Origin of the sequence: Bacillus sp. m3-13, assembly GCF_000175075.1 — a bacterium.
In the GTDB taxonomy this organism is placed as follows: Bacteria; Bacillota; Bacilli; order Bacillales; family Bacillaceae_I; genus Sutcliffiella_A; species Sutcliffiella_A horikoshii_C.
On the sequence record NZ_ACPC01000015.1, the window covers coordinates 75012 to 88916 of the forward strand.

The following is a 13905-nucleotide window of genomic DNA, read 5'->3' on the forward strand; positions in this document are numbered from 1 at the left end:
TCTTGAACAAAAATATTAATAAATAAGGTGTCTTATGTGGGAAAATACTGCAACATCAAGTAAAATAGACTTAAGAAGCGGAGAAATGATACACACAACTAAGGGGACAGTAGAAATGGGATCAAACAATCCAAAACAGCAGATTCAGCAGCAAGTACAGGAGACAAGTCAACTCCAAATAAAATTGCAGCTAGTGCTAGATAAGCTGCACCATCGCGGTGATCAAAAAAGTGCCAGAAAAGTGGCAGAACTTTTACATAAACATACAACAAAGGAATTAAGTATAGCTTTTTGCGGACATTTTTCAGCCGGGAAGTCATCCTTTATCAATGAGATATTGGAGGAGGCAATTCTGCCGGCCAGTCCTATTCCAACTTCCGCCAATGTTGTCCAAATAAAAAATGGGGAAGAGCTTGCCCATGTTCATTTTTTTGAGGGAGAATCACTCGAGATTCTACCGCCAGTCTCATTTGAACATGTTAAAGCGTATTGTAAAAACGGAGACCAAGTAGAAGCCGTTGAGTATCAATATCCGTTTGAAAAACTTCCTTCTGATATGGTCATTTTAGACACTCCAGGGGTGGATTCTACAGATGATGCGCACCGCATTTCCACAGAATCAGCCTTGCATTTGGCAGACGTCATTTTTTATGTGATGGATTACAATCACGTCCAGTCTGAGGTAAACCTCAAGTTTATTAAAGAACTTCAAGACAAGGAAAAAAAGATCTATTTAATTGTTAATCAAATTGATAAGCATCGGGAAGAAGAAATCCCGTTTGCCACATACAATGAGAGAATAATGGAGTCTTTTGGGGATTGGGGGATTATACCTGCAAGCATCTATTTTACGAGCTTAAAAGAAACCAGCCATCCTCTTAACGATCTTTCGATTGTAAAAGAAACGCTTCAAATCCTTAGACAAGACAAGTTGGATATCCTGCCAAAAACGATCGAGCGAGCGCTCATTCAAGTAATGGATGAACATAAAGAATGGCAACTCGATCAAAGGGCAGAGGAAATGGAGCGCCATGAGCATACCATTCACTCTGTAGGGGACCTGCCAAAATATGTTGGTGAAACGTTAAGAATTAAAAAAGATAAACTAACGACCATCCATACTGAAACAGCTGAAGCGAAAGAGGATTTTATCAATCAAACAAAGCGGATCTTGGAAAATGCCAATATCACACCATTTGAGATGAGGGAGCTGGCTGAACGCTATCTCGAATCGCAACAAAAAGGGTTTAAGGTGGGCCTTCTGTTTGCAGGAAAGAAAACGCAAGAAGAGCGTGAATTAAGAAGTGCCGTTTTTCGAAGTGATTTAGGCGAGCGTGTGAAAACACAGGTGGAAAAGTTCATTCATGAACATATTATTACCTTTCTAAAAGATCAAAACTTTTATACACCCGCGACTTTTGATAAAGTTCAAGAGCTGACTGTTCCTATTTCGGAAGAGTTTGTTGCCAGCCATGTAAAACCTGGTGCTGGCCATACCGGCAATGCCGTATTGCATTATACTAAAGATTTAGCTCATTCCATCAAGTTAGAATACCAAAAACGAGTACAAAGACTGATGGAAGATTACTTTGAGAGACTGGAAGAGCAAATGCAAGAAAGCACAAAAGAATTAACGGTGGAAGTGGAGAAATTAGAAGCAGTACATCATGCCCAAGAAGCGATAACAATGCTTCATATGGAACTTGAACAGCAATACGAAGAGCTTAACAGTATTTTAGTTAAGACCATAGCGACTTTAGGTCAAACTGAAACAGAAAACCTTATTACCAAATATCTGAACCGTTCTTATAAAAAAGTTCGCGGAGATGAATTGCCTTCCTCGATAAGTAAGCAAAAAGAGGACGTTCAAAAACAAGAAGGCACTCAAGATTCATTAAACCAGAATGACCCCGTAAAATTAGTAAAGGGACTTAATGAGACAGCAAGCTCTTTAAAGGGGATACACGGGTTTCAAACGATTGTTAATGACTTGAAAAAAAGAGCAGGGAAAATCGAAAACCAGACCTTTACAGTTGCGTTATTTGGTGCATTCAGTGCAGGTAAATCTTCTCTTGCTAATGCTTTATTCGGAGAAAAGGTGCTGCCTGTTTCCCCAAATCCAACAACTGCATCCATCAACAAAATCTCTCCTGTAACGAAGGATCATCCTCATGGAACGGTTTGTGTACAAATGAAGACAACAGAACAACTGGTTCAGGATGTCAAACAGGCTTTACAGATTTTCAATATGGAAGTTTTGGGTCTTGAAAAAGCCGTTCCGGCAATCAAGAGCATGATATCTAAAAATGAGCATCTTGAGCTGGATGCCAACAAGAAGACACATTTTCATTTTCTAAAGGCCTTCTTAACAGGTTGGGAGGAAATGAAAACGAAATTGGGAACGCTCCAACAAGTGACACTAGATGAGTTTGAAGCTTATGTCGCACAAGAAGAGAAATCCTGTTTTGTGGAATGGATTGAAGTGTTTTATGACTGCCCATTTACAAGACAGGGGCTGACATTGGTGGATACACCTGGAGCGGACTCTATCAATGCTAGGCATACCGATGTTTCGTTTGATTATATTAAGAATGCTGATGCGATTCTCTTTGTCACCTATTACCAGCATGCTTTTTCAAAAGCAGACAGGGAATTCTTGATTCAACTTGGCAGGGTAAAAGACGCTTTTGCCATGGATAAGATGTTCTTTCTTGTTAATGCAGCAGATCTTGCAAATAATGAGGAAGAACTTGAACTCGTATGTGACTATGTGGAAGATCAATTGACTGCTTATGGAATTCGTCATCCAAGATTGTATCCAGTTTCAAGTCTGCTTGCACTGAAGGAAAAAGAAAACCGCACATTTGAACATCCATTTTTAGAAAGCTCTTTGATGATTGATTTTGAAAATGCATTTTCAGACTTCATTCAGTCTGACTTGGTTGAGATGAGTCTCCATGCAGCTCAATCGGATCTGAACCGAGCAGTGGCTTTGTTTGAACATTTTGTCCAACAGGCTAAACTTGGGTCTGAGGAAAAGGAAAAATTACAACTTCAGTATAGCACTAACAAAGTCAAGCTAGCAGGTTACATTGAAGGGTACGCAACGGAAAGTTTTTATACGTTGCTTGAGCAAGAGGTTAACGAATTAGTTTATTACATTAAGCAACGAACATTATTACGATTTTCTGATTTCTTTAAAGAAAGTTTCAACCCTGCAGTGATCAGGGAGGACGGACGGAATATGAAGGAACAACTTATCCGTTGCCTGAATGAACTTGTAACAGACATTTTTCACAATCTTTCCCAAGAAGTCAGAGCAACTACTGTGCGGACAGAGAACTTTATCCGTAAGAGCTTGAACTCCTGGCAAAAGGAGTTGGAAGCGGAGGCACAAAAGCTGGAATCTCAACTTTCCCTGCGTATGTTGGAGGCAGAGGAGTTTACACCTTTTAAAGTGGAAAGTTCTTTTCCTTCCATCTCTACAAAACTCGAGAAACAAACTTTAGGCCACTACCGAAATTCGAAAGCATTTTTCGAGAAAAACGAAAAACAAAAGATGGCCCAGTTCCTAGAGGATCAACTGTCTCCTTTAATGGACTTTTACTTAAAGGAAAGTTCACAGGAACTAACTCATCATTATAAAGTAGAACTGGAGAATTCTCTTGATGAAGTCAAAAAGTATATCTTGAGACAGCTTGAGGACTATTATGAAGGAATGCAGTCAGCACTTGAACAAGAACAGGACATTCCTCAATTAGAACGTGTTCTACAACAAATACAACAGAATAAAAATTAAGGAGGAGAACAGGTGAACCGGGTAGAGGATAGACTGACAAGTTTAGAATTAAAACATAATGTGAAGATCCTTTATGCTTGTGAAGCGGGTAGTAGGGCATATGGTCTTGCTACTGAAAGCAGTGATTTTGATATCAGGTTCATCTATATTGCTCCCCTTAAAGATTACCTTTCTTTGAGGAAGAAGGAAGATACCATTTCCCAAGAAGATGACATGTACGACATTCAGGGCTGGGACCTGAAGAAGGCATTGTTATTGGCTGGCAAATCCAATCCCTCTTTATATGAATGGATGCTATCTCCTATTGTATATAGGGAGTTGGATGTTGCCATGCTTCCTTTAAATGACATAATTTTAAAAGATTACTCCAGAAAAGTCCTTGCATTTCATTATGCGAACATGGCAAAGAACAATCTTCATGCATGGAGAAAAAAGAATGTCGCTTCTCACCTTGTTCATGCCGTCCGGGCCTCTTTGATGTTAGAGCAGGTTATACACAATGAAGAGTTCGCAACCATCGAATTTCAACATCTTATTAAAAATAGCAACACATTTACCAATGAAGAATTATCTCTTTTATTTAGCTTGAAGACTGGAGAAGAAGTAACCGATATTCCACTCATTTCACAACTTTTTGCAAAGGTAAGTAATTTTATTACTGCTTCTGAAGAGTTAATGGTCCACCTAGAAGAAGGAAAGGTGAAACTCTCCGTATTAGAGGGATTTTTTTTTCAACAGTTAGGAATAGAAGGTGAGTGAGATCACAAAAGTTAACAGATTTCATGCTTGTGCTACCTGTAAACATTATCAAGTGATAAAATTAGATACTCATTCCACTTACCGTTGCAGTAGACTTGGTTTTGAAACAAAGCCGCATTATAAATTTGATTGTTGGCAACCGAAAGAGAACATAATACAATTAATGAAAAAAGAACAGATACATTGGAGGAACAACCATGAGCGTACATAAAGCGATAAGTGAACATTCAAGAAAACAAAATCAAGTAGTCATGAATTTTTTACAACTTGAGCATCAAAGAGAAGCATACATAGAAGAGGCCATCGTACTTTGCCGTCAAAAGAAACCATATACAACCGAAAAAATTAACGAGGTAACCAAAAGAATAAACGAACTTGCTCGAAAAGGAATTGCACCTCAAAGACAACTGGTAACTAAAGAAATGGTAGAGGAATTTGTTTCTAGAAGTAACTAACATGCGGAGGGGAAAGCATGAAACATATTGTATCGGTAAATTGGGTGATGGAGCACTTAAACCATCTCACGGTCATTGATTGTCGCTTCCATCTTCCCGCACCTGATAAGGGCCGTGCGGAATATAACGATCATCACATCCCAGGGGCACATTATATGGACTTAAATAAAGATTTATCCAGTGCAATCGGTAAACATGGGGGCAGACATCCGCTACCAGATTTCCAGGAACTTCATTCTAAGCTAGAAAATATTGGGGTCCATGATGGTGGCAAGGTACTTATTTATGATGACCAGAACGGTGCGATGGCCTCAAGGCTGTGGTTTTTGCTAAAAGTTTTAGGTCATGAGGATGTTTGGATTATGAATGGTGGCTACAGTCAATGGATGAAGCAAGGTTATCCTGTAACAGCTGAAGTGCCTAGACAAGAAAAGCGTGGTACTTTTACGTTTAAAGTGGTAGAAGATTTGATAACTGGGATGGATGATGTCAAATCTCAACTATCTGCCTTTGAAAGTGGTGCCGCATACCTTCTTGATGCAAGAGAGCCTAACCGTTACAAGGGAGTAGAAGAACCAATTGATAAGGTTGCCGGTCACATTCCTGGAGCTCTTAACTTTTTCTGGATGGAGAATATAGAGAATGGAATTTGGAAAAATACGGAAGAGTTGAAAGAAAGATTTTCTAATCTTGATCCATCTAAGGAAATTATCGTCTACTGCGGTTCCGGTGTCACTGCCTGCCCGACTTTTCTGGCCCTTACAGAAGCAGGTTATGAAAAAGTAAAGCTTTATGCCGGTAGCTGGAGTGACTGGATAAGTTACACAGACAACCCAATTTCTAAAATAAAGAACTAAATTTACCCTCACTGAAATGGTTTCCTCTTGCACAAACTATAAGAGATTCACCATATGAAGGAGGAGATTTAGAATGGGACGTACGAAAAAAGGAAATGCCAATGCACAGCGTAACAACAACGCTAAACAAAAAGGCAATATGGATTCAGAGTTTGCTTCTTATGCGGAATACGAAGCAGCCAAAATGACAAATAAGAAGAACCAATAGTTTCTAAGTAATAAAACGCTGTCCAAAGGTCTCTTATTTGACTTTGGGCAGTTTTTTTATTAAATGGAACAGTGTTTCAGGTAATATTTGCTTTGCACCTACATAAATCCTTTGAAAACTAAGGAAATAAATGGATTTTCGATAAATTCGAGTGATTTTTTGACTAATTGAAAGGGATTTTTTGATTAATTCACCTGCTTATATGACTAATTCAGTATTTTTTTTGACTATTTGTCCTTTACCGTCTATCTATGAGTACCTGTCCACATACCCTGATTTATGCTATAATCAGAAACGGAATAAGAGAGGGAGTGTTCTTTTGAAAAAAGTATTACTGATAGATGGAATGGCTTTATTATTCCGTTCTTTTTTCGCAACCAGTGTTTATAATCGCTTCATGTATACATCCAACGGAATCCCAACGAATGCTATTCAGGGATTTGTTAAACATATGATTACTTCCATGGAAACGTTCGAGCCGACACATGTTGTCTGCTGCTGGGACATGGGAAGCAAGACGTTTCGCACAGAAATGTTTGATGACTATAAAGCAAACAGACCAGCTCCTCCACAAGAGTTGATTCCTCAATTTGATCTAGTTAAAGAAGTGGTAGAGGCGTTCGACATTCCAAATATCGGACTTGCAGGCTTTGAAGCAGATGACTGCTTAGGAACCCTTGCAGAACTTTATCGAGAAGAAGCGGAAGTCATCATTCTGACTGGTGACCAAGACGTTTTGCAGTTGATCAAACCAAATATTAAAGTAGCGTTGTTAATGAAAGGTTATGGCAACTATGAAGTTTTAGACGAAAATGGCTTCTATGAGAAAAAAGGCCTTACACCGCAACAACTCATTGACCTTAAAGCCATTATGGGGGACAGCAGTGATAACTACCCTGGAGTTAAAGGTGTTGGAGAAAAGACTGCTACAAAATTGTTGATGGAGTATCAGACAGTAGACGGGATCTTAGAAAACCTGTCAGCTCTTACGAAAAGTCAACGTCAGAAATTTGAAGACAGCTTGGAATTGTTGCACCTGTCAAGGGAACTTGCAACAATTAAGTGTGATGTACCGGTTTATTGCGAATTACATGATGCCACCATCACGATTGATCGAAACAAGGTCGCTAGTAAATTCGATGAGCTGGAATTCAAGAACTTACATGGGTTTATAGATAAAGTTTGTTAAGAGAAGATGAGCAAGTCATCTTCTCTTTTTTAACGTTTTGTATTATCTTTTTTCGCTTTATTTTCAAGCTTAGAATTTACTTCCTGCGCAAATTCCGCATCTTGACCGTAACCTTGAGGGTTAACTCCAGGTGCTTTTTTACCTCTGTTGGCAGACTTATTTCTACTCATGCTTCTCACCTCCGTTAGTAGTTTTCCTTTTTCAGCTAAAAATTATGTTGCATTGTGAAGTTCAGATTTACTCAAACTACACAAGAGGTGATTAGTTTGAACCGACCACTTAAAATTGCTTTAAGTGCAATTACGTTGGCACAATTCCTTAAGATTCCAATAAAATTTTTTTAGAACAGGCAAATGGGAATGGAGTACTTTCTTTGAAACAGGAGGAATGCCAAGTTCACATTCTGCTGGTGTATCTGCATTAGCCACCATTATTGCTTTAAAAAGGGGGATTTAAAACAATCGATTTTGCGCTTTCCACCATATTCGGCCTCATCGTAATGTATGATGCACAAGGAGTCAGAAGACAAACAGGTGAAATTACTCTTGCGGTAAATGATCTTGCTGAAAAGCTGGATAGACTTGAGGGAAAACCTGATGAGAATGTGCATGATAAATTGGAAAAGCGTCTGAAAGAACGGGTTGGGGCATCAACCGGAGGAAGTAGTTGGTGGGGCTTTATTCGGAATTGCTCTCGCTTTTTTAGGAATGCGCCTGTTGCCTAAAAAAGAAAAAATTGGAACTTTGGGACAAACTTTGATGGGCAAACGACAAATTTTGCGGTAAAATTGAGGAAGGGGACGAACAAAAGGATGGATAGACATGAACAAATCATGGAGTACAGAAGATTACCTTCAACAACTTACCGCAAAAGGCTTTAAATTCGGAGAAGATTCTCTTGGTTTTATAGAATTTGGAAAGCACTATACAGATAGCTCAGACTACTTAGTAAACATAGCCATTGAGATTACGCTAAAAGCCCAAAAGCAATTTGATGGAAGTTTCTTTGTATCATTTTTGGAGATGATCAAACAGGAACAAGTCCATACTAAGCATGCTGCTTTTGAATTGGCTAAGGAAAAGAAGATTATTTAGAGGACTTTCCTGATTTTGTTGGGAAAGTTTTTTGGTTGTAACGGGAGTTAATTGAATGACTTATTCTATATGCCCGAAGCAGTTAGGAAAAAGGTTGTTTGGTAAAATAGGGGGGTTCTATACACCTGAAGCAGCATGGTAAAAGGCTGTTTGGTAAGATAGAGGGGTTCTATACGCCCGAAACAGCTCGGAAAAGGCTGTTTGGTAAGATAGAGGGGTTCTATACGCCCGAAGCAGCATGGTAAAAGGCTGTTTGGTAAGATAGAGGGGTTCTATACGCCCGAAACAGCTCGGAAAAAGGCTGTTTGGTAAGATAGAGGGGTTTTATACGCCCGAAGCAACTCGCCAGAACCCAAAACGGTAACAGAGAAGCCGTCTCAACGCCGGAAGCAGCTCGCCAGAAACCTAAAACGGTAACAGAGAAGCCGTCTCAACGCCTGAAGCAACTCGCCAAAACCCAAAACGGTACCAGAGAAGCCGTCTCAACGCCCGAAGCAGCTCGCCAAAAACCCAAAAAGGTACCAGAGAAGCCGTCTCAACGCCGGAAGCAGCTCGCCAAAAACCCAAAACGGTAAGAGAGAAGCCGTCTCAACGCCTGAAGCAACTCCCCAGAACCCACCATACTATCACTTATTATTAAGCTGAATCGCCTTCCTCGACAACTCATCAGCCACTTTATTCTCTTTGCTCGGTACCCATTTTATAAAAAAATAAATCAAGCTGATCGGACAGGCGCAAAGCTTCCTCCAACAGCACACGGTATTGTTGCTTTTTTGCAAAGCGCTTTTCCATCGCACTCTCCACCGCTTGAGAGTCTGTTCGAAAAGAAAACAATTTGATAGCCTTGTTTCGTGCAAATTTTCAACGCTTCAATCAACGCATGAAATTCTGCTTCATGATTCGACATCATTCCAAGTGGAATACTGTATTGTTCAGCCCGTCCCATGCCCTTTAATAAATATACCAGCTCCAGAAGGACCGGGATCCCCTGCGCTTGCCCCGTCAATATATACTTCAATCATTGCATTCGCCTACCTATTAAATAAGTGTTACACGAACATATTTCGATATGTCCTGTGATAAGATAAGAATACACAATAATAACAAAGTATTAAAGCCATAATACCCATACTTTTTACGTCTAAGGGGTATAAGTAAGAATTACTTAGTAGTAAAGGGGATACCCAAAAAATGAAATTAACTTTAGAATGGCACTACCACACTCCAAAACATATTGAAACCACTTTTAGAAGTGAAGAACTGGATATTAGGCTCGCTCTTAGGCTTGCTGAAGATATAGAAAAGACGGGAAGAGTAAAACGTCTATCTTTTTTTGATCAGGATGGGTCAGAGTGGACCAAAAAAGAAATAAACAAATGGATTAAGCAGAGTGAAATAGGTATTTCGGATGTTGTCGCCTTTTTTGATGGAGGATACGACGTTGATACCAAACTGGCGGGAATCGGAAATGTGGTTTATTATAATCAAAATAGAAAAGACTACAGATACAGAATTAATGCAAGGCTTGAAGAATTGGAATCGAACAATGAAGCGGAGTATGCAGCGTTCTATTTTCTGGTCCAACAATTGGAACAACTTGAAATCCGTGCGATGGAAGTTACCTTTAAGGGCGACTCCCTTGTCGTTTTAAATCAACTTTCGGGAGAATGGCCGTGTTATGATGAACTATTCAACCGTTGGCTTGATAAGATAGAAGAGAAGTTGAAAGAACTTAAAATCAGGCCAATATATGAGCCTGTCAGCAGAAAAGATAATACAGAGGCACATCAGCTGGCCAAACAGGCATTAGAAGGAACACCAATTGAAAGTAAATTGCAATTGTGAACATATAGGAGTGACACTAAATAATGATTAATCGAAAAAAGATACTTTTGGAAGTTGGTGAAATTTTAGATACGTACTGTACTGAATGCCTGGTTAAGCAAACGTTACGTAAAGACTATGGCAAGACCCATGCTCAATCATTTTGCATCAGTGAATGTACAGTAGGTGCTGAAATCAAGAAATTAGGAGACCAGCTAGTAGAGCGCAAATAATGTAGCGCTTTACTAGCTGGTTTTTTACTGAACAACCACAAAAAAACCGCCCATCCAGGCGGTTATTTTCGTGCTTCAGAAAGCTGATGTTCACATTGGGTAAGAGAAAATTCGCAATTTTGTAGAAAATCCGTATCTAACCCTGTGCCAGCACTTTTAGCTTCGTTAAGTAGTGATCTAGCGTTAGAAATGGCTCTTTCTGCATGATCCATAGCTTCTGGATCAAGGCTCATCGTTGCCGACCCCACCATTTTTTCTGCAGATTGAATCGACACCTGAACTTGAGACAAATCATTATATCCTGTGTGTAATTCTGTGTTGTTGTTATATTGTTGGTTGTCCATTTTTACAGCCTCCTTCTTATTTTAGAATGAGTAAAAGAGGCAAAAGATATTCACATAAAACGAGAGAGACCATCAAACAACTGATGGTCTCTCCCTTTTTTATATATGTTTTTACAACTTTAGATTAAAGTTTTGTAACGTTAGCAGCTTGTGGTCCGCGGTTTCCTTCAACGACTTCAAAAGAAACTTCTTCGCCTTCTTCTAAAGATTTGAAACCATCACCAGTGATTGCAGAGAAATGTACAAATACGTCATCTCCACCTTCTACTTCAATAAAGCCAAAACCTTTTTCGTTGTTGAACCATTTTACTTTACCGTTTTGCATTGTTCTTTTTCCTCCTAAAAATAGCGCACAAAGTGCCGTGAAATTGTATTATCATCACCAATTTCCATTAAAAAAGAAAGCGGTTAAATGACAATTTCAATATACAATATTTCTTCTATTATAGTCAAGGTTTCAAACTTTGTACCTGTTTTATTTTCTTTTTCTTATCATATATATAGGTAAAGGAGGGATAAGCTATGCTGCGGACAAAATTTGAAGGTAGGGAAATGATATTGCGGATTAAAACGAATTTATGTTTGTACTCATTAGACGAAGATACGATTTACAATAGCTTGCGCGAGTCTTTACAAATCATATATTTTATGGATTCCTTCGCACTGCAAATTGGTGAATACCTCGTAGTTGGAGAAACCCAACAAAGTGCCTATCCGTTAATCACTGTCCAGAACATAGTGCCCAGAAAAAATATTGTGACCGTGTAACTATACAAACAAATGTTTTGCTTTTATAATAAATGTAGGAAAAGAGAAGGGAAGCCACACTCTTTTCCTACATTTATTTTAATTGAGTGGAGTGGAAGATGTAGTGAAATTAATAATTGCTGAAAAGCCAGATCAAGGATTAAAGCTTGCTGCTCCATTTTCCTACAAGAAAAAGGATGGCTATGTGGAGATTCCCCCACAACAGATGTTCCCTAAAGGTGCCTTGCTTACATGGGCTGTTGGTCATCTTTGTGAACTGTTATCTCCGGAAGAATACGATAAGGCGTGGAAGCGCTGGTCCCTGCAAACTCTCCCAATCATACCCGAAAAATTCCAACACAAAGTAACCAAATCCAAATGGAAGCAATTTCAAACCGTAAAAAAGTTAGTTCATCATCCTGAGGTGACAGAAGTAATTATGGCAGGTGATGCAGAACGGGAAGGAGAGGCGATTATACGTATCATTCTTCTTGTGAGCAATTGCCATAAACCTTTAAAACGATTGTGGATATCCTCTTTGACTCCAAAGGCCGTCCAAAAAGGGTTTGATAACCTTTTAGAAGAGCATGAAACAAGAAATGTATACTATGAAGCCTTGAGTAGATCCTGTGCGGATTGGCTGGTCGGGATGAATGCTTCACGAGCGTATACGTTGCTCCTACAACAAAAAGGCATATCCGATGTTTTCTCAACCGGAAGAGTACAGACCCCAACCCTTGCGTTGATTGTAAAAAGGGAACTCGAAATCGAAAGCTTTGTCTCAAAGCCGTTTTGGGAAGTGCTCGCGACCTTCAATATGAATGGAAAGAAGTATAAAGGTAAATGGCATAAGGAAGAAGAGTCAAGGCTCGATGATGCGAACTTAGCAGAAAAGATTGTGCAGTTCTGTAAAGGAAAAGAGGCGAAAATTGAAAACATCGAAAAAGAACGGAAAGAATTTCAGCCACCATTTCTCTTTAACCTTTCGTCCTTGCAAGCTACTGCCAATAGTCTTTATAAATTTTCTCCGCAAAAAACATTAGAGGTAGCTCAAAAACTTTATGTGAAAGGTATCATTTCCTATCCTCGTTCTGATTCAAGCTTTGTGACCAAAGAAGAGGCTGGAATGTTTCCTGAAACCTTGCAGAAATTGAGTGCTTTTAACGCATTTAAGGATTACTTTCCTGTTCCATTCTCATCCGTCATGAATAATAAACGAGTAGTAAATGAGAAAAAAGTGACAGATCACTATGCAATTATCCCAACAGAGCAAGTGACAGATCCATCTAAAATGTCACCGGATGAAGAGAAAATTTATTCCCTTATCGTTAAGCGTCTCATCGCTGCACACTATGATAAAGCAATTTTTGACTACACGACGATACATACACTAGTAGACTGTCGCGCCACATTCCTTTCAAAAGGGAAAGAAGAGGTTCAGTCAGGATGGCGAACGGTCATATATGGCAACAAGAAAGAAAAAGAAACAGATGAAGATGAACAAGATCTTCCTTCGTTAGAACAAGGTGAAACAGGAAGTGTACATGACGTGAAAGTGAAAGAAGGGAAGACCCAGCCTCCTAAACGTTATACGGAGGGACAACTCATCACAGTGATGAAAACAGCCGGTAAACATCTAGAAGATGGAGAGCTCACAAAGGTTCTAAATAAAACAGAGGGCCTCGGTACAGAAGCGACACGAGCGGGGATAATCGGCGTACTAAAAGACAGAAAATATATTGATGTCAAACGAAATCAAGTTTTTGCTACAAATAAAGGGAAGCTTCTGATTAAGTCGATCGGATCAAGCATTTTAGCAAGTCCCGAAATGACGGCAAAATGGGAGCAACGACTGCATGAAATAGGCCAAGGTACAGCATCTCCAGAAGAATTTATGGAACAGGCCAAAAAACTGTCCATAAAATTGATAGAGGATGCAAAAAACGAGAGCGGCCAATGGTCTTTTGAAGGAATGGATGTTAGTGAGTTTAAATACTCAAAAGGAAAGCGTAAAGGACGTGGTTCTGCCGGCGTGGGAACAAAGGTGGGTGCGTGTAAAAAGTGCGACGGAGATGTAGTGGACAAGGGGTCATTCTACGGATGTTCAAACTACAATTCAAATAAGTGCAATTTCACCATTTCAAAAACCATACTCGGAAAAACCGTTTCTGCAACAAATGCAAAAAAACTTTTATCAGAAGGAAGAACCGCTGAAATTAAGGGATTTAAAAAAGGTGAAAAAGTATTTAATGCTTCATTGGAATGGAAAGAAGATAAATTGCAATTTGTATTTTAATTTTACAATTTACATGGAAGGTCAAGTGTTAGATGCTCGGCCTTATTTATTTTTAGAAACAAGGGTATAGTATGTGTACCAAAAGGATGGGAGGGGTACC

14 protein-coding genes and 2 pseudogenes are annotated in these 13905 nt (G+C 39.3%); 12 read left to right on the plus strand and 4 right to left on the minus strand.

The features are described 5' to 3' along the window. Positions 1-85: 85 nt before the first annotated feature. The 6 genes from M313_RS0107200 to M313_RS0107225 all read left to right on the plus strand — a co-directional run bounded on the left by M313_RS0107200 (position 86) and on the right by M313_RS0107225 (position 7267). On the plus strand, positions 86-3799 hold the full coding sequence (locus M313_RS0107200) for a dynamin family protein (RefSeq protein ID WP_234946550.1): 3714 nt from the start codon (positions 86-88) through the stop codon (positions 3797-3799). 12 nt (positions 3800-3811) lie between these two features. Further along, a complete protein-coding gene (locus M313_RS24535; protein ID WP_010193764.1) occupies positions 3812-4558 on the plus strand; it encodes a nucleotidyltransferase domain-containing protein in 747 nt (248 codons plus the stop codon). A gap of 197 nt (positions 4559-4755) precedes the next feature. Further along, the gene (locus M313_RS0107210) at positions 4756-5013 is read left to right on the plus strand and encodes a DUF2533 family protein (protein ID WP_010193765.1); all 258 of its coding nucleotides are present in this window, start codon (positions 4756-4758) and stop codon (positions 5011-5013) included. A 17-nt stretch (positions 5014-5030) separates the two neighbouring features. Next, the gene (locus M313_RS0107215) at positions 5031-5870 is read left to right on the plus strand and encodes a sulfurtransferase (protein WP_010193766.1); all 840 of its coding nucleotides are present in this window, start codon (positions 5031-5033) and stop codon (positions 5868-5870) included. 73 nt (positions 5871-5943) lie between these two features. Beyond that, on the plus strand, positions 5944-6078 hold the full coding sequence (ypzF, locus tag M313_RS26600) for a protein YpzF (RefSeq protein ID WP_010193767.1): 135 nt from the start codon (positions 5944-5946) through the stop codon (positions 6076-6078). A gap of 319 nt (positions 6079-6397) precedes the next feature. Further along, positions 6398-7267 carry a 5'-3' exonuclease gene (locus M313_RS0107225; protein WP_010193768.1) on the plus strand — a complete coding sequence of 290 codons (870 nt, stop codon included), beginning with the start codon at positions 6398-6400 and terminating at the stop codon, positions 7265-7267. A gap of 29 nt (positions 7268-7296) precedes the next feature. Here M313_RS0107225 and sspL read toward each other — a convergent pair whose 3' ends face one another. Further along, positions 7297-7437, minus strand: coding sequence for a small, acid-soluble spore protein L (sspL, locus tag M313_RS0107230; RefSeq protein ID WP_010193769.1), 141 nt, complete (start codon positions 7435-7437; stop codon positions 7297-7299). A gap of 96 nt (positions 7438-7533) precedes the next feature. Here sspL and M313_RS22950 point away from each other — a divergent pair. Both M313_RS22950 and M313_RS0107240 read left to right on the plus strand, forming a co-directional pair. After that, a pseudogene (locus tag M313_RS22950) lies at positions 7534-8052 on the plus strand (divergent PAP2 family protein). Positions 8053-8088: 36 nt separating this feature from the next. Continuing rightward, positions 8089-8361 carry a DUF6123 family protein gene (locus tag M313_RS0107240; protein WP_010193771.1) on the plus strand — a complete coding sequence of 91 codons (273 nt, stop codon included), beginning with the start codon at positions 8089-8091 and terminating at the stop codon, positions 8359-8361. A gap of 626 nt (positions 8362-8987) precedes the next feature. Here M313_RS0107240 and M313_RS22955 read toward each other — a convergent pair. Continuing rightward, positions 8988-9383 (minus strand): annotated as a pseudogene (locus M313_RS22955) (reverse transcriptase-like protein). Between the two features lie 169 nt (positions 9384-9552). Here M313_RS22955 and M313_RS0107255 point away from each other — a divergent pair. Together M313_RS0107255 and M313_RS0107260 are read left to right on the plus strand one after the other, a co-directional pair. Further along, the gene (locus tag M313_RS0107255; RefSeq protein ID WP_010193775.1) at positions 9553-10206 is read left to right on the plus strand and encodes a reverse transcriptase-like protein; all 654 of its coding nucleotides are present in this window, start codon (positions 9553-9555) and stop codon (positions 10204-10206) included. Positions 10207-10229: 23 nt separating this feature from the next. Further along, positions 10230-10418 (plus strand): zinc-finger domain-containing protein, encoded by a 189-nt coding sequence (locus M313_RS0107260; RefSeq protein WP_010193776.1) that lies wholly within the window; start codon positions 10230-10232, stop codon positions 10416-10418. Between the two features lie 62 nt (positions 10419-10480). On the opposite strand, the gene M313_RS0107265 is transcribed toward M313_RS0107260, so the two are convergent. Both M313_RS0107265 and cspD read right to left on the minus strand, forming a co-directional pair. After that, positions 10481-10762 carry a DUF2564 family protein gene (locus M313_RS0107265; protein ID WP_010193777.1) on the minus strand — a complete coding sequence of 94 codons (282 nt, stop codon included), beginning with the start codon at positions 10760-10762 and terminating at the stop codon, positions 10481-10483. 124 nt (positions 10763-10886) lie between these two features. Then, complete coding sequence (gene cspD / locus M313_RS0107270) at positions 10887-11087, minus strand: cold-shock protein CspD (protein ID WP_010193778.1); 201 nt, start codon at positions 11085-11087, stop codon at positions 10887-10889. A 197-nt stretch (positions 11088-11284) separates the two neighbouring features. Between cspD and M313_RS0107275 the strand changes: the two genes are divergently transcribed. Together M313_RS0107275 and M313_RS0107280 are read left to right on the plus strand one after the other, a co-directional pair. Continuing rightward, positions 11285-11530: a hypothetical protein gene (locus tag M313_RS0107275; RefSeq protein ID WP_010193779.1), complete on the plus strand. Its 246-nt coding sequence runs from the start codon at positions 11285-11287 to the stop codon at positions 11528-11530. Between the two features lie 103 nt (positions 11531-11633). Beyond that, a complete protein-coding gene (locus tag M313_RS0107280) occupies positions 11634-13805 on the plus strand; it encodes a DNA topoisomerase III (RefSeq protein ID WP_010193780.1) in 2172 nt (723 codons plus the stop codon). Positions 13806-13905 lie beyond the last annotated feature (100 nt).